At 37.0% G+C, this 17,121-nt stretch carries 13 protein-coding genes; 9 read left to right on the plus strand and 4 right to left on the minus strand.

Annotated features, from left to right (window positions below; translation table 11 throughout):
* Window positions 1-382: 382 nt before the first annotated feature.
* The 4 genes from ACLU24_RS05060 to rnhA all read right to left on the minus strand — a co-directional run bounded on the left by ACLU24_RS05060 (window position 383) and on the right by rnhA (window position 4,538).
* Complete coding sequence (locus ACLU24_RS05060) at window positions 383-1,120, minus strand: glycoside hydrolase family 25 protein (RefSeq protein ID WP_412610772.1); 738 nt, start codon at window positions 1,118-1,120, stop codon at window positions 383-385.
* Between the two features lie 4 nt (window positions 1,121-1,124).
* Entirely contained in the window at window positions 1,125-2,765 is a 1,641-nt protein-coding gene (locus tag ACLU24_RS05065) for an O-antigen ligase family protein (RefSeq protein ID WP_412610774.1), read from the minus strand.
* 24 nt (window positions 2,766-2,789) lie between these two features.
* On the minus strand, window positions 2,790-3,476 hold the full coding sequence (locus ACLU24_RS05070; RefSeq protein ID WP_412610776.1) for a sugar transferase: 687 nt from the start codon (window positions 3,474-3,476) through the stop codon (window positions 2,790-2,792).
* A 621-nt stretch (window positions 3,477-4,097) separates the two neighbouring features.
* Window positions 4,098-4,538, minus strand: coding sequence for a ribonuclease HI (gene rnhA, locus ACLU24_RS05075; RefSeq protein WP_412610778.1), 441 nt, complete (start codon window positions 4,536-4,538; stop codon window positions 4,098-4,100).
* A gap of 347 nt (window positions 4,539-4,885) precedes the next feature.
* Here rnhA and ACLU24_RS05080 point away from each other — a divergent pair, with 347 nt between their 5' ends.
* From ACLU24_RS05080 to ACLU24_RS05120, 9 genes are all read left to right on the plus strand, one after another.
* The gene (locus ACLU24_RS05080; protein ID WP_412610971.1) at window positions 4,886-6,715 is read left to right on the plus strand and encodes a ribonuclease J; all 1,830 of its coding nucleotides are present in this window, start codon (window positions 4,886-4,888) and stop codon (window positions 6,713-6,715) included.
* 35 nt (window positions 6,716-6,750) lie between these two features.
* Window positions 6,751-8,754, plus strand: coding sequence for a DHH family phosphoesterase (locus tag ACLU24_RS05085; protein WP_412610779.1), 2,004 nt, complete (start codon window positions 6,751-6,753; stop codon window positions 8,752-8,754).
* 192 nt (window positions 8,755-8,946) lie between these two features.
* Window positions 8,947-9,393 carry a 50S ribosomal protein L9 gene (gene rplI / locus ACLU24_RS05090; protein WP_412610781.1) on the plus strand — a complete coding sequence of 149 codons (447 nt, stop codon included), beginning with the start codon at window positions 8,947-8,949 and terminating at the stop codon, window positions 9,391-9,393.
* A gap of 19 nt (window positions 9,394-9,412) precedes the next feature.
* Entirely contained in the window at window positions 9,413-10,789 is a 1,377-nt protein-coding gene (gene dnaB / locus ACLU24_RS05095) for a replicative DNA helicase (RefSeq protein WP_412610782.1), read from the plus strand.
* Window positions 10,779-12,131, plus strand: a complete 1,353-nt coding sequence (tilS, locus tag ACLU24_RS05100; RefSeq protein ID WP_412610784.1) for a tRNA lysidine(34) synthetase TilS — start codon at window positions 10,779-10,781, stop codon at window positions 12,129-12,131. Before dnaB ends, tilS begins: the two co-directional genes overlap by 11 nt.
* Before the next feature lie 10 nt (window positions 12,132-12,141).
* Window positions 12,142-12,690 (plus strand): hypoxanthine phosphoribosyltransferase, encoded by a 549-nt coding sequence (gene hpt / locus ACLU24_RS05105; RefSeq protein WP_412610786.1) that lies wholly within the window; start codon window positions 12,142-12,144, stop codon window positions 12,688-12,690.
* Between the two features lie 120 nt (window positions 12,691-12,810).
* Window positions 12,811-14,703, plus strand: a complete 1,893-nt coding sequence (gene ftsH, locus ACLU24_RS05110; RefSeq protein WP_412610787.1) for an ATP-dependent zinc metalloprotease FtsH — start codon at window positions 12,811-12,813, stop codon at window positions 14,701-14,703.
* 337 nt (window positions 14,704-15,040) lie between these two features.
* Entirely contained in the window at window positions 15,041-16,378 is a 1,338-nt protein-coding gene (locus tag ACLU24_RS05115) for a glucose-6-phosphate isomerase (RefSeq protein ID WP_022264195.1), read from the plus strand.
* Window positions 16,379-16,436: 58 nt separating this feature from the next.
* A complete protein-coding gene (locus ACLU24_RS05120; RefSeq protein WP_412610789.1) occupies window positions 16,437-16,853 on the plus strand; it encodes a hypothetical protein in 417 nt (138 codons plus the stop codon).
* Window positions 16,854-17,121 lie beyond the last annotated feature (268 nt).

The raw sequence follows: 17,121 nt of genomic DNA on the forward strand, positions 1-17,121 counted from the left end.
GAAGCCCAACATTTGTTTTTTCTTAGGCGAACGCAGTTCGCCTTTATCGACTAATGTTGCTAACAAGAGAAAATTAAGCGGTGGACAAAGTCCACCGCTTTAGAAGCAAAGAATGTTAAGGGCGTTTCCCTTAAAACCTACCAAAGGCTCTGCCTTTGGAAACCGCAAGCTTTTGAAAAAGCTTGAGCAAAACTTTTAAGTGTCTTAGAGAAGTTTGTCAGCTAATTGTAGGGGCGAACTGTATTCGCCCGCTCGGTAGCCACTTCATCCGCAGCAACAAGCTTCTCACACCCACTATGAGCGAGACTTGTCGAGAGATTCTGCGTCTTGGCAGCGGAGGCACTCCGCCTTGAGCAAAATTTTTAAGTGTCTTAACTCAAGTTCATAAGCTATTAAAATCTTCTTTACTGCCATTGAAAACATTCATATCAATAAATTTTTCATCGCCACTATAACCATCAAGTACAGCTCTATCGGTATATTGCCAGAATGTCCATTGCTTATTGTCAGAAAGTGAGGGATAGCTTAAAATATTTCTTATCCAAATATTATAATCATTATATTTTCCCGATATGAACATATCATAAGACTTTCCAGTTGCGTAGATTATAGGTTTCTTTTTATAGTATTTTTCTATTTCTTGAAGAAAAGCGTTAAGCTCCTTATCTACATCTTTTGAATTTGGTGGATTTTGCTCTTTATCACTGTAAAATTCTACATCAACAACAGGTGGAAGCATATTATCTGATATTGGTACAACTTTTATAAAGTTTTCAGCTTGAGTTTTACCAGAACTATCATAACTGAAAAAATGATAAGCACCGATTCTTAAATTTGTTTTTTGTGCATTAGAATAATTTTCGGAAAAATTAGGGTCTACAAAAGAACTTCCTTCTGTTGCTTTAATAAAAGCAAATTGAATATCCTGCTCGGAAAGAGTTTTCCAATCTATTTTGCCCTGATAGGACGAAACATCAACTCCTCGGACAGGATATTCATCTATTGAGGGATTATTAAGAAATATTATGCCATTCCATAGCATTATTCCTACGGATATAACTATGGTAAGTATAATAGCAAAAATGATTAAAATTATTTTTGTACTTTTCTTTCTAAGCATATATCTATTCCTTATCTTCTTTTGAATCGCTGTTTTGCCTATCTGAATTATCTTTATATGCGGATTGAATTTTGTTTACAAAGCCCGGGAAAAATGTGGAACTATGTAGTCTGCCTCGATAATCGCTCATTTCATAATGATTGAGATAGCTCATTGCATAACCAAGAATAAGCCAGAAAATAAGTACACGATAGGAAATATCAAGCAACAAAGTGACTTCAAACATTGAATAAACGCAATATGCCGCCAAAAATGCAAGCAAACAAGGCAACATCTCACGCTCAGTATCATTTTTGTTGCGTTTCTTGAAGATGCAGACAAGCATACTTTTTGCAATCTTTACTGCAAAGATTATAAAGAAAGTAAAGCCTACAACTCCAAAGCTTACGATTATAGTTACAAAGCCATTGTGGAAATCAGAATATTTCAATCCACCGAGATACTTTTCGCCATAGAGGACAATATTTCTTGGAGCAACTCCAAAGATAGGGTAGAGAGAGAAAAGTTTAGCAGCTTGTTTAAGTAGCGGTATTCTTCCGCTGTCGATATTTTTATTTTCGTGGGTAAAGGTTGTTGCCTTTTTATCGCTGAAAATATTTTCCGTATGTGTGTTATCGCTTGGAAGATATTTGTTGTTATCGGTTTTTGAGGTTTCAGTTGGTTTTGAAGTTTCTTCCGAATTGGAAGGTTTGCTTTCTGGAATTCTTGAATTTTCGGAATCAGGAATTGTACTTGTTACTTCTATATTTTGAGTTTCTGAAATTTTTCTTTCGGATTCAAGCAGTGCGGCAAAGCCTTCTTGTGCGAAAGATCTTATTGTTAAAAATGAAAAGGCAAATACTACACAAGCAAGAACCAATGAAATTATTCTTAACATGAAATTAAATGTTCTTACAGTATCGCTGTTTCTGAAAATTTTATAGAATGCTATGAAACAAACATAGATTATTATGAATACAAGTGAACCGTTTGAATCGGAAAGAAAGAGTGAAATTAAGTTTATAAAAAGACATATTCCATAGTAAAGACTTACTCCGAAAGTAAACTTAGAAACAGCTTTATGTCTTAAATAAAGTATGTGACAAAGAATAACGCCGATAACGGCATAAAATGCCAAAAGATTGGCGTTTGTGAATATGCCAACAAAACGATTATCTTTTATGCTGATGTAATAATCCATAAACATAAAGCCTTTTTTAGAGCATAGAAGTATTATGATACTTATAGTCATAAGTATGGTCGTTGATGAAAGGAAAAACTTAAAAAAGAAAGTCATCTCTCGTTTTACAGCCTCATGAGTTTTTTCGGCATATAGTCCGTAAAACAGAAAGAAACAGAGGATAACATAATAAATCATAAAAAGATTTTCGTGCAAATTATAGGCAAAGTTTACTGCAATTGAAATAAGACCTGAAGCAAGAAATAGAGTAATTATAGGTAAGTGCTTGATTTTTCTTAATTTCTTTTCTTTTATAAGCTTTATGTATAAAACGATTCCTGCCCATACATATATTGGAGCGGCTAAAAAATAGCAGGCAGTATCTATCACGCAAACAGAACCAAAAAACAGCAGGCAAAGCAATGAGAATCTTATAGCAGAGGTATTCATAAGCAATGCTGTTATTTTCTTTTTTGTGATATTCATTACAGGTATACACCACCAGTCATATTACTTGAGTACGGCGATAACCGTCATAAACATAACCTTTAAATCGAAAAACAGATTGAATTTTTCTGTGTATTCAAGGTTTATTTTCATTTTTAAGGGGAGAACCTTTTCTACATAAACCTTATCTGCATCATCAGCGTCTTTCAAAAGCTTTTCTTCGTCTTTAAATTTTATGCTTGTCAGTGAAGTTATTCCGGCAGGGAGTAGGAGCGTTGCCATCATTTCAGGCTTATAGCATCTGACATATTTCATAACCTCGGGTCTTGTACCGACAAAACTCATACTTCCTGAAAGGATATTAAAAAGCTGTGGTAATTCGTCAAGTCTTGTTTTTCGCAAAAAATGTCCTGCATTAGTAACACGAGAATCATGGTCAACTGTAACCTGTGAACCGATAGATTCAGCATTTTGAACCATTGTTCGAAACTTTATAATATGAAAAATTTTTCCATAACGAGTAACTCTTTCTTGCCGAAAAAAAACGCTGCCCTTTGAATCACATTTAACCCAAATCGCAACAATCAAAAAAATAGGTGAAAGCACAATCAACATAATTAACGCAAGAATAAAATCAAGTATACGCTTAAAAAGCAGGTTTGCCGTCTTTCTGGAAAGTATATCATAATATTTTTTTACATCATCATTTTTCATATTTTCGGGGAGCTTGTCCCATCTTCGGAGGAGCATATCTGTCCACACCTTTAATAAATTTATTTTATATATTATACAATAAATTACTTTTCTTTGCAACAAATTCAACAGCTATATTATATATGCTTAGTTTTGAAAAAAAGAGGATTTTTAGTTGGAAAATTTAATTTAATGTGAGTTTGATAATAAAAATCTTAGTGAATAGTTGGAATTATAGCAAGTACAGTCTAATATCCTAAAATTGAGTTATATAAAATGAAAAACCGTTTAATCACAAACAATTAAACGGTTTTGAATATATGGTTATTTTGATATAAAATTATAGATGACTATTTATTTTCATTGAAAGCGTGCTTTTCCATTCAAGTTTTTGAATAGTGTATCTGATGCCTTGACTATCAAATATGCCTACTACTAATAACATAGTAATTCCTAAAGCTAAATTTATTGACCGAATATTTAGGTAATCAACAGCAAAAATGCTATGAGAAATGAAAGGCTTAATGCAATACATAATGAAGATGTGTTTTCCTTTCTTTTAACCAATTTCTGGCTGTAGGTCATATTCCAAAATACCTCTTGACCGGCATTGCATCTGAAATGTTTTGTTCTAACATTTAGTTCAATTATTAATAAATAGCTTATTTTATGTTAATACTATTTTTTAAACTTGGCTGCCTCCGCAACAGCTAATTCATCACAGCGTTCATTTTCCGGATGACCAGCATGACCTTTAACCCAAACAAATTTAACTCTATGTTTATCAAGAAGGTTGAGTAGTTCTTCCCAAAGGTCGGAATTGAGAGCCTTTTTCTTGTCGCTTTTTATCCAGTTATGAGCTTTCCAAGACCTTGCCCAGCCTTTTGTTACAGCATCACATACATACTTTGAATCGCTTGTAATAATAACCTCGCAAGGCTCCTTAAGGGCTTTGAGCGCCTCTATAACGCCACGAAGTTCCATACGATTATTTGTGGTTTCAGCCTCGCCGCCGGAAATTTCTTTAGTGTGTTCATTATATCTAAGAATTGCACCGAAACCGCCCGGTCCGGGGTTGCCGCTACAAGCACCATCTGTAAAGATTTCTATTTTCTTCAAATAAATCAATCCTTTCGAGATATATTATATATAATAAGCCTATAATTAGCAAGCTATTGATTGAATAAAGTATATTTTGATAGTTATAACTGAGCTTTTGGTTATTTCTATAAACTTGACAGAATCGCATTTGCGGAGTAGAATTAAGTTACTGATTTTGTTCGGAAAAATAAATATAAAGATGGAGGTTATTTTTAGTGACATCAGAATATAATAAGCAGAACCAATCCCTCGGCGATTTTCAAGGAGGCAGCACTCAGAGAAAGGGAAGAGGGACAGGTCGAAGTATGCCCCAAAGACAAGGGTCGCTTTCTCCGTATGAAAGAAGACAGCAGAGTAAGGCGGCTATGATAGAGGGTTCGTCTGCAAAACTTTTCGGAAGAATTAATTCTAATAATAATCCAGATAGACAGTCAGTTCAGATTTCAAAGGGTCGTTTTCAGTCGGCTGACCAAAAGCAGAAAGCTTTTAAGAAAAGAACTCCACAGGGAAAGGGACAAAGAAGAAGCTATTCACCGCTTCCAAGCGTTAAGATTACATTCCTTGGCGGACTTAACGAAATCGGCAAAAATATCACACTTTTCGAGTGTGAGGGAGATATGTTCTTGCTTGATTGCGGTATGGCATTCCCCGATGGAGAAATGCTTGGCGTAGATTTAGTTTTGCCAGACTTCACATATATAGAGCGAAATAAGGATAAGATCAAGGGTATAGTTCTTACGCACGGACACGAAGACCATATCGGAGCTTTGCCTTACTTATTAAGAAAGGTTAATCTTCCGATGTATGGCACAAGTCTTACTCTTGGACTTGTCGGAAGTAAGCTCAAGGAGCATAATCTTCAGTCAAAGGCAAAGATGAATATAGTAAAGCCAGGTCAGAAAATAAAGCTTGGTTGCATGACAATAGAATTTATTCATGTAAACCATTCTATTCCTGACGCAGTAGGTCTTGCTATTCATACACCCGGCGGAACGATTATCCATACAGGTGACTTCAAAATTGACTGTACACCTATAACAGGCGATATGATAGATCTTGCAAGATTTGGAGAGCTTGGCAATGAGGGTGTACTTGCACTTATGGCTGATTCTACAAATGCAGAGCGTCCCGGATATACCGTCACAGAGCAAAAAGTTGTAAATTCCTTTGAAATGTTCTTTAGAGAGGCTGAAAAGGAAAGAATTATAATTGCAACCTTTGCATCAAATATTGGTCGTGTTGAGCAAATTATTAAGTGTGCTGCAAGACATGGCAGAAAAGTTGCTTTCTCAGGCAGAAGTATGATTAACTATATGACTATTGCCACAGAGCTTGGCTATGTTGATATTCCTGATGGCGTTGTCATTGATATTGATATGCTCAACAGATACCCAAAGGAGCAGATAGTTCTCATTACTACTGGAAGTCAGGGCGAACCTATGTCTGCACTTTCGAGAATGGCTTATTCGGACCATAGAAAGGTTGCAGTAGGTCCTGGCGACTTTATAATCATTTCAGCTAATCCTATTCCCGGTAATGAAAAAACTGTTGGAGCAGTTGTTAATGAACTTATTAAACATGGCTGCCATGTTGTCTATGAATCTATGTATGAAGTTCATGTTTCAGGACACGCTTGCCAAGAGGAACTTAAAATTATTCAGGGACTTACCAAGCCTAAGTATTTTATTCCGGTTCATGGTGAGCAGAAGCACTTGCAAAAACACGCAGAATTGGCTTATCAGATGGGGATTCCAAAGGAAAATGTCTTTATCGGAAATATCGGAAATGTAATTGAACTTAACAGAGATTATATAAAACAACTTCCTGATGTTCCTGCTGGACAGGTACTTGTTGATGGACTTGGTGTCGGAGATGTCGGAAGTATCGTTCTTCGAGATAGAAAACATCTCGGACAGGACGGCTTAATTGTAGTTGTAGTGACAATAGATTCCGGGGACGGTCATGTTGTTTCCGGCCCTGATATAGTTTCAAGAGGTTTTGTATATGTAAGAGAAGCCGAACCGCTTATGGATAATATCAAGGCAAGAGTTGAGGATATTCTTGATGATTGCTATAATGAAAATGTCCGTGAATGGGGCGTTATGAAAACAAAGATAAAAGACGAGCTTTCCAAGCTTTTATATGATAAAACAAGAAGAAGCCCGATGATTCTTCCTGTAATTATGGAGATTTAATTGTGCAGATTCTGATTTGATTGGAGGCGACTGTCTTGAATAAAAAAATATGGGTGACAACACCTGTCTTTATAATATTTTCTATTGTAATGTTTGTTATGGCAGGCGTTTCCTACTATTATAATACAACTATTTTTATAATTGAACTTCTTGCGGCAATAGCGTCTGCGGCAACCGTATTTCTTAGCACATATAAATTTGGTAACTATGTCAGACGTATTATAAAAAGTGCTTCCAGTGCTTTTTCAGTTATGAATCAGTCGTCGATTGATCTTATAAACGTTGCGGCGGTTGTAGTTGATGATTATGGCGTTATTATGATGTGTAATAAGAAATTTACTCAAGGTATGTGTAATAACGAGGAAAAAATTGGAGAAACTGCGTCACAATTTATAGAGTCTAAAGATATAAGAGATTATTTTAATCACGATGGCATAGATGTGCATTATAATGATAAGTGGTATGTTGCATTTGGGGTTCTTGCTGAGAATGGCGGAATAATATACTTCATTGATAATAGCTTATATAAGGCAAATTCTGATGAATATTTGCTTTCCAGACCTATTGTAACCCTTATTGATTTTGATAATAAGAGTGAAATAGAAAGAGCAAGTGATGAGAATGTCTGCGACCAGATTTCTATATTTATAGAAAGTAAACTTCAAGAATGGGCGGCAGGTATGAAAGGCTTTTATAAAAAGCTTGAAAAGAACGATATGTACCTTGTTGTTATAGAAGAAAGAAATATTCAGGCACTTATTGAGCAGAAGTTTAAAATTCTTGAAACTATAAGAAATATCAGAATAAATGATGTTTCGGGTGCGACAATATCTATTGGCGTAGGTCGTGGTGGAAAGAATCTAAGGGAATGTGAGCTTCGCGCAAGACAGGCTCTCGAAATGGCGCATGGACGAGGCGGCGACCAAGCCGCAGTAAACAATGGTGAGGGCTATGAGTTCTTTGGCGGTACTTCTAAAGGTGTAGAAAAAAGGGATAAAGTCAGAACAAGAGTTATTTCTGCGGCACTTGAAGAACAAATAAGAAAAAGCGATAAGGTTATTATTATGGGACATCGCTTCTCAGATTTAGATAGTGTGGGAGCGGCTGTTGGTATGTGGAGTACCATACAAAAGGGTATGGATATGGACGCATTTATTGCCATAAATAAACAACAAAGCCTTGCGGGTTCAGTAATTTCTAATATAGAAAAAACCGGCTCACTTGATGTTTTTATAGATGAGCATACCGCACTTAATGAGATAACTGAAAGAACGCTTCTCATTGTTGTTGATACACATTCACCAAGCTTTCTTGAATTTGCAAAGGTTTATAAAAAATGCAAGAGAGTTGTTGTAATAGACCACCATAGAATGATGGTTAATCATATAGAAAATGCGATAATTTTCTATCACGAGCCTTATTCTTCATCAGCCTCTGAGATGGTTGCAGAACTTATACAATATTTAGGCAGTGATAACCTCACAAGGCTTGAAGCAGAGGCGCTTCTCGCAGGAATTATGCTTGATACGAAAAACTTTGTTTTGCGTACAGGAGTAAGAACTTTCGAGGCAGCGGCATTTTTGAGAGGAAAAGGAGCGGATACGGTTGAGGTTAAGAGATTATTCTCTAACTCAATCAGTACATATAAGACTAAGTATAAGCTTGTTAGTGAGGCAGAGATATTTAATTTCTATGCAATAGCTTGTGCAGATGAAGAAACCTCTGATATCAGAGTGGCTGCAGCACAAGCTGCAGATGAGCTTCTTGGTATAGAAAATGTCAAGGCGTCATTTGTAATGTTTCCAACAAAGAACTGCATAAATATTTCTGCTCGTTCACTCGGTGATGTAAATGTTCAGGTACTTATGGAAAAAATGGGCGGTGGCGGTCATCAGACAATGGCAGCTACTCAGCTAAAGGGCGTAACTATGGAAGAGGCAAGAGAACAGCTTGTAAAAATAGTAAGCTCTATAAACAGTGAACAGGTTCATAATCCAGCGGAGCCTGCTGTTGAGCCAACAGTTGCCGAATCACAGTGATAATACTGAGTTTGTATAGAAAGTTTATATATCATTTAAGGGCGGACTTTGTTCGCCCATTTGGTAATTTATCAGTAGAATTTTCTGCTGTATAAATAAAAGTTGATTTATAATAAAATTTTAAAGGTTCATAGCTTTATAAAATATTTATAAACAAAGCCTTTAGTTATGAGAAAGGAAGTTAGATTAGTAATGAAAGTAATGCTTTTGCAAGATGTTAAGGGAACAGGAAAAAAGGGAGAGCTTGTTAATGTAAGCGACGGTTATGCAAGAAACTTTTTATTTCCAAGAAATTTAGCAAGATTTGCTGATGCACAGGCTCTTAATGAGTTCAAAAATGCAGAGCAATCCAAACAATATAAAATCGAACAACAGACAAAAGAGGCACAGGCTATTGCTGATAAGCTAAAAGATGTAACTCTTGAGCTTAAAGCAAAGGCCGGTCAAGGTGGCAGACTTTTCGGTTCTGTAACAAGCAAGGAAATTGCTGCTGAAATTAAAAAGCAATATAATTTCTCTATCGACAAGAGAAAAATTTCACTCGATTGCGATATTAAGGCTTTCGGTATTTATAATTGCGAAATTAAGCTTTTCGGCGGAGTTGTTGCAAAGCTTAAGGTATCTGTAACAGAGCTTTAATTTTGGGAGGTCTTTATAAATGGCGGATATAGATTCCGTTTCATCTTCGGTTGACGGTATGAATCTTCCGTATAGCCCTGAAGCAGAACAAGCCGTTCTTGCAACTATAATTATGGACGGAGAATGTATGGCGGAAGTTATCCAGATACTTCCGCAGGCAGAATGTTTCTATCTTGCAACACATCGTTCCATATATACTGCGATGATAGAGCTTTTCGTTATGAATACGCCGATAGATGTTATCACTATTCTTGAAAAGTTAAAACAGCAAAAAGACTATGATGATGCTTCTTTCAAATCCTATCTATATCAAATTTCAGAGATGTTGCCGTCAAGGTCTAATATTACTGAATATGCTGAAATTGTTAAGAATAGCTATCAAAGACGCAGACTTATTTTAGCTTCAAGAGAAATCATAAATAATGCTTCTGAATATGGAGATAATGTTTCTACGCTAATAGATTCTGCCGAACAGAGCATTTTTGATATTCGTGATGACAATAGCAGCCGCACAGGCTTGCAAAGAATTGATAATATTATTCTTGATGTTCTTGATAGAATAGATATACTGAATTCTCCTGAAAGCTCTGAGATGAGAGCTATTCCTACGGGAATAGGTACACTCGATAATGTCATAACAGGACTTAACCGTTCAGACCTTATTATTCTTGCGGCTCGACCCGGTATGGGTAAAACCAGTTTTGCGTTGAATATTATGCGTCATGTTGCTGTAAGCGTTAAAAAGAGAGTAGCTTTTTTCTCGCTCGAAATGTCAAGAGAACAGCTTGCCTCAAGACTTATCTCAACAGAAGGTATGATAGAAGGTACAAAGCTTCGTACAGGAAAGCTTCAAGACGATGATTGGGCAAGGCTTATTGAGGCTGGCGATGTGCTTAGAAAAACAGAAATGTATTTTGATGATACACCGGGTATATCTGTTCCGGAGTTAAAGGCAAAGCTTAGACGACTTAAAGATGTAGACTTGGTAATAGTTGATTATCTTCAGCTTATGTCCGGTTCAAGAAGAACTGAAAGTCGTGTAAACGAAATAAGTGAAATCACAAGAAGTCTGAAAGCTCTTGCTAAGGAATTTAATATTCCTGTAATAGCACTTTCACAGCTTTCTCGTGCAAGCGAAAAGCGTGAAAACAGAAAACCACAGCTTTCTGACCTAAGAGATTCAGGTTCTATCGAGCAGGACGCAGATATTGTTTTGTTCCTTTATCGTGAGGGTTACTACGATAATATAGGCAGTGGCGATGATGAAGAGAAGGATAACAACAGCGGTGAATGTATTGTTGCAAAGAACCGTCATGGTGAAGCTCGTTCGGTGCCGTTACATTGGCAGGGCGAATATATGCGTTATACTGCACAGGAGTTAAGCCGTGGAGAATAAATTATTAAAAGCTATCAAAGAATATTCTTTGATTGAAAATGGAGATAAAATCATAGTTGCACTTTCGGGCGGAGCAGATTCAACAGCACTGCTCTGCTCTTTGATGTCTATAAGAGAAAGCTTTTCTCTCACGATTTATGCTTGTCATATAAATCATCTTTTGAGAGGTGACGAAAGCTTTCGTGATGAAAATTTCGTTCGTGAACTATGCAAAAAGCTTTGTGTAGAGCTTTTTATTCTACAATGTGATATAAATAAGCTCGCTTCCGAAAGAAATCTCGGAAGTGAGGAATGCGGCAGGCAAGTTAGGTATGACTTCCTGAATAAAAATGCCACAAGGCTTGGTGCAAAAATCGCAACTGCTCATACCTCAACCGATAGTATGGAAACTATACTTATGAATATAAGCCGAGGCAGTGGCATAAAGGGTGCAAGAGGTATACCGCCTAAGCGTGATAATATCATAAGACCGCTAATTCTTGCCTCAAGAGCAGATACAGAGGAATACTGCAAATCTCATAATATTCCATATGTAAATGACAGCACAAATTCCGAAAGACTTTATACAAGAAATAAAGTTCGCCTTGATATTGTACCAGTTCTAAGAGGAATAAATCCCTCAATAGAAGAAGCCTTTCTGAGATTTTCTAAGAGTATGAAAGAGCTTGATGAATTTATAGAAAAATCTGCTCAGATTGCACTATCAGAAAGCAAAATTGAGAATGGTTATTCGTGCGAAAAGTTAAAAAAGCTTGATAAGCCCGTTCTTGCAAGAGTGATTGAGATTATTTGCAGTAGGGAAAATATTGAGCCTGAAAGTGTTCATATAGAGCTTATTGAAAAAGCTATTAAAAATGGTGGTGCTGTTTCAGTTAAAAATGATATTATGGCTATTTCAAGTCAGGGAATATTCAGAATTTATCGAGAAAGCTTTTTGAATGAGAATGAAAAGATATCAGAAATTCCAGTATTTATCAATGATTCAGCGATGATATGTAATAAAAATGTACGAACAGAATTGATTAATATAAAGGAATTTCTTGAGAGAGCAAAGTTTACAAAAAGTTTATTTACCATTTCGCTTGATTATGATACAATACCCAGTAGAGTCATTTTCAGAAATAGACAAGCCGGAGATTTCATTGCACCGAAGGGCAGAGGAATTACGAAGCCACTCAGAAAGCTTATGTCTGAAATGAAAATTCCCGCTGAAAAGCGTGATTCTACTATTTTGCTTGCCGATGAAAATAATATTTTATGGGCAGAGGGAATAGGCGTTTCTGAGCAGTGTTGCGTTAAAGATACTACTCAAAAGGTTTTGATAATATACATAGATGAATAGAGGTAAGGCTATGATAAATGATATATCCAAGATTTTGCTTAGCTGTGACGATATAGAAAGACTGACAAGTAGAATTGCAGAAGATATAAGCCGAAAAAATCAAGACGGAAATCTGCTTATGGTTTGTATTCTTAAAGGCAGTTTTATGTTTTTTGCAGATATAGTGAGAAAACTGAGCATCCCTTGTGAGGTTGATTTTATGCAGGCATCAAGCTATGGCTGTTCAACAGTTTCGAGCGGTAAGATTAACATTCTAAAGGATATTTCGGCAAGTGCTGACGGAAAGAATGTTGTTGTAGTTGATGATATTCTCGACACAGGTTGTACACTATATAAGCTTAGAGAATATCTTTTTGAAGAAAAGAATGCAAAATCAGTTACAGTATGCACGCTTTTGGATAAACCGGCAAGAAGAAACTTTGATATAATTCCGGATTACAAAGGTTGTGAAATCCCTGATGAATTTGTTGTAGGTTATGGTCTTGACTATAATGAACATTATAGAAACCTTCCCTTTGTTGGTATCCTTAAAAGAGAAATTTATGAAAAAAGTGAATAAATCAGCTTTTTTCTTAAAATAAATAGATGTTTATCGCTATTTTAAGCAGTTTACTACTTGAAATTATTCACAATTTACGATAAACTAATATAACAATGCAAAAATAAGGAGGCAGAAATTTTGGATAATAAAAAAACCATAAGAAATCTACTGATTTATCTTGGTATTCCGATTGTTCTGATAATAATTATTGCAGTTATTTTCAGTTCTCAGAGAACAGAACAGCCTACTACTTCCGAGATAGTTTATTACTTCAAGGATATGAAGGTTAAGGAATATACAGTAAATTTCGGTACAGGTGCTATTGAACTTAAGCTAAATGATGAAAAAGGCACTGTTGTCAAGGCAACAGCTGCAAGCATTACAACTTTCCTTGACCAAATCAACCCATATGTTGACCAGTATAATGAGAAGCATCCTGATGACCCGATGAAGTATGACCATATCAGAGCATCAGAAAATTCTTGGCTGATAGATTTACTGCCGAATATCATATTGCTTGGTGCATTAGTAATATTTTGGATATACTTTATGCGAAAGCTGTCTAATGGTATGGGTGGCGACGGCAAAACAATGGGCTTCGGAAAGGCTAAAATCAAGAGCATTTCCGATGAAAAGCGTAAGACAACCTTTGCCGATGTTGCAGGCGCTGACGAGGAAAAGGAAGAACTTCGTGAAATAGTTGAGTTCCTCAAAGACCCTAAAAAGTATAATGAACTTGGTGCAAGAATACCAAAGGGCGTTTTGCTTGTAGGCCCTCCGGGAACAGGTAAAACCCTTCTTGCAAGAGCAGTTGCAGGTGAAGCAGGCGTTCAGTTCTTCTCAATCTCAGGTTCAGACTTCGTTGAAATGTTTGTTGGTGTCGGTGCGTCAAGAGTTCGTGACCTCTTTGAACAGGCTAAGAAAAATAGCCCTTGCATCATATTCATAGATGAAATTGATGCTGTAGGCCGTCAGCGTGGTGCAGGTCTTGGCGGTGGACACGATGAGCGTGAGCAGACACTTAACCAGCTTCTCGTTGAGATGGACGGCTTCGGTGCTAACGAAGGCGTAATTATGATTGCCGCAACAAACCGTCCTGACATTCTTGACCCGGCTCTTATGCGTCCAGGTCGTTTTGATAGACAGGTTATTGTTGGCAGACCTGATATAAAGGGTCGTGAAGAAATACTCAAGGTTCACGCAAAGGGTAAGCCTCTTGCTCCTGATGTTGTTCTTAAAACTATTGCAAAATCTACAGCTGGTTTTACAGGTGCAGACCTTGAAAACCTCCTTAATGAAGCTGCACTTCTTGCTGCAAGAAAAGACCTTAAGGCTATTACAATGACTGAGGTTGAGGAAGCAACAATCAAGGTTGTTGTCGGTGCAGAAAAGAAATCGAGAGTAATGAGTGATGCTGAAAAGAAATTGACAGCATATCACGAGGCAGGACACGCAATCGCAACATATTTCTGTCCGACACAGGACCCGGTTCATCAGATTTCAATTATTCCGAGAGGTATGGCAGGCGGATTTACAATGTCCTTGCCAAGTGAAGATAAGTCATATCGTTCTAAGAAAGAAATGAAAGAGGATATAGTTGTTCTTCTTGGTGGACGAGTTGCAGAAGCACTCATTATTGGAGATATTTCAACAGGTGCGTCTAATGATATTGAGAGAGCAACAAAGCTTGCATTCGCAATGGTTGCACAGTATGGTATGAGTGATACTCTCGGACCTATCGCGTATTCAGCAGATGACAGTAATGTTTTCTTGGGTAAGGAACTTGGTCATTCAAAGAATTATTCAGAGGCTACAGCTTCTAAGATTGATAAGGAAGTCAGCGATATTATCACAACCGGCTATAGTAGGACAGAAGAAATTCTCAAGAATAATATAGGCAGACTTCACGAAGTCGCTAAATTCCTCATCAGTAACGAAAAAATGAGCGGTGATGAGTTCAAGAGAGTTATGGAAGGTGCAAGCGCCGAAGAACTTCTCGGAGAACTTAACAAAGATAGCGATGAAGATTAATTAAAATTTAAGATTACTTTAAATGCACAGCTTTATAATATGTATCTCAAAAAGTATTAAATTTTTGAGGCATATTGCACAAAGGCTGTGCATTTTATTTTGATAAGAAAATTTAAAAGTTGTTCTGAAGAATTATGAGATAATTTTGCTCTTAATATTAGATGCATTTTAATAAATTTATAAAAAATGTTCAAATAGGCTTGTAATTATCGTTTTAATATTGTAAAATAAATTATAAAGGGATGGGGAATAGTAGGCAACTTTGTTTTTCAAATATCTTATTTGGATAAGCGTTTCGCCAAATTTCCTGCTAACTTAAAAGGAGGATATTTTAATTATGGCAACAAAATTAAGCGTTAAGCATGTTTCGGATTTTATCGCTGACCGTGAGTATACAGCAATTGCTCCACAGATTAAGGCAGCTCACGAAATGCTCCACAACAAATCAGGTCTTGGCAATGACTTTGTTGGTTGGCTCGACCTTCCTGTTGATTATGATAAGGACGAATTCGCAAGAATTAAGGCTGCTGCTGAAAGAATTAAGAAGAATACAGAGGTATTTATTGTTATCGGTATTGGTGGTTCTTACCTCGGTGCTCGTGCAGCTATCGAATTCTTGAAGTCCCCGAACTACAACGCATTGAAAAAGGATACTCCTGACATCTATTTCACAGGTAACAGCATTAGCTCAACTGCTCTTTCTGAACTTCTTCAAATCTGTGAGGGCAAAGATGTTTCTATCAATATGATTTCTAAATCCGGTACAACTACTGAGCCTGCTATTGCTTTCAGAGTTTTCAGAGAATTCCTTGAAAACAAGTATGGCAAAGAGGGTGCTAAGGAGAGAATCTTCTGCACAACTGATAAGGCAAAGGGTACTCTTAAAATGCTCGCAGACCGTGAAGGTTACGAAACTTTTGTTGTACCTGATGATGTCGGTGGCCGTTATTCAGTTCTTACAGCAGTAGGACTTCTTCCAATCGCTGTTTCCGGCGCTGATATTGATGCTCTTATGGCTGGTGCTGCAAAGGCTCGTGAGGAGCTTTCTGTATGTGATCTCGAAAAAAATGATTGCTATAAATATGCTGCAATCAGAAATATTCTTTATCGCAAGGGTAAGGCTATTGAGCTTCTTGTAAGCTATGAGCCGGCATTCACTCTTATGAACGAGTGGTGGAAGCAGCTCTTCGGCGAAAGTGAAGGTAAGGACAATAAGGGTCTTTTCCCAGCATCTGTTGTTTTCTCAACAGACCTCCATTCTATGGGACAGTTCATTCAGGACGGTTCTCGTACAATGTTTGAAACAGTTGTTCTTATTGATAAACCAAAGCAAGATGTTACTCTTGGCACAGACCCAGAGAATGTTGACGGCTTAAACTTCCTTAGTGGTAAGACTATGGATTTCGTTAATAAGAAGGCATTTGAAGGAACAGTTCTTGCTCATACAGACGGCGGAGTTCCTAATGTAATTCTTACAATTGAAGATTCAAGCGAAGCAGAGCTTGGCTATCTCATTTACTTCTTTGAGAAGGCTTGCGCTATCAGTGGATATACGATGGGTATTAATCCATTCGACCAGCCTGGTGTTGAGAGCTACAAGAAGAATATGTTTGCACTTCTCGGCAAGCCTGGATATGAGGCTCAGAAAGAGGCTCTTGAGGCAAGACTTAAATAATTTTAATAATAATGTAATCTTTCCGCATATGCGGTTAAATTTATAAGGAGGCGTTACAATGGTAACTCTAATCATAGGCAAAAAAGGTTCGGGCAAAACTAAGAAACTCATCTCTCTCGCAAATGAAGCTGTTTCAGCATCAAATGGCAATGTTGTTGTCATAGAAAAGGGTGCAAAGCTTACTTATGATGTTACTCATAAGGCAAGACTTATTGACACAGATCAATATGCTATCACAGGTTATGACGCATTCTTTGGTTTCCTTAGCGGTATCTGTGCAGGTAACTACGATGTAACAGATGTTCTTGTAGATTCTACACTCAAGATTTGCGGTAATGATTTCGATAAGCTTGCGGACTTTATCACAAAAGTTAATGTTCTTGCAGCTAAGTCCGAAACAAAGTTCACATTCTTGATTTCTGCTGATGAAAGTGAGCTTCCAAAGAGCCTTGATGCAATTTCTGTTAAAATCTGATTTAAGGCTAAAATAATATAAAAAGAAACCGTTCGTGCTAATGGCATCGAACGGTTTTTCTTTTGTTGGTACGGTCGAAGTAACTACCGCTTAGCTAATGCGCTTCCCTTAGACACTTAAAAGTTTTGCTCAAGGCGGCAAGTCGCCGCCTCCAAGATGCGGAATCGCTCGACAAGTCTCGCTCGACACTTGCAAGGGTAGTTTATTGACGCAGATTAAGAAATTAGCAATGAACTACCGCTCAGCCAATAAGTTTATCTAAGACAAA

Origin of the sequence: Pseudoruminococcus sp. (genome assembly GCF_047012705.1) — a bacterium.
In the GTDB taxonomy this organism is placed as follows: Bacteria; Bacillota; Clostridia; order Oscillospirales; family Acutalibacteraceae; genus Pseudoruminococcus.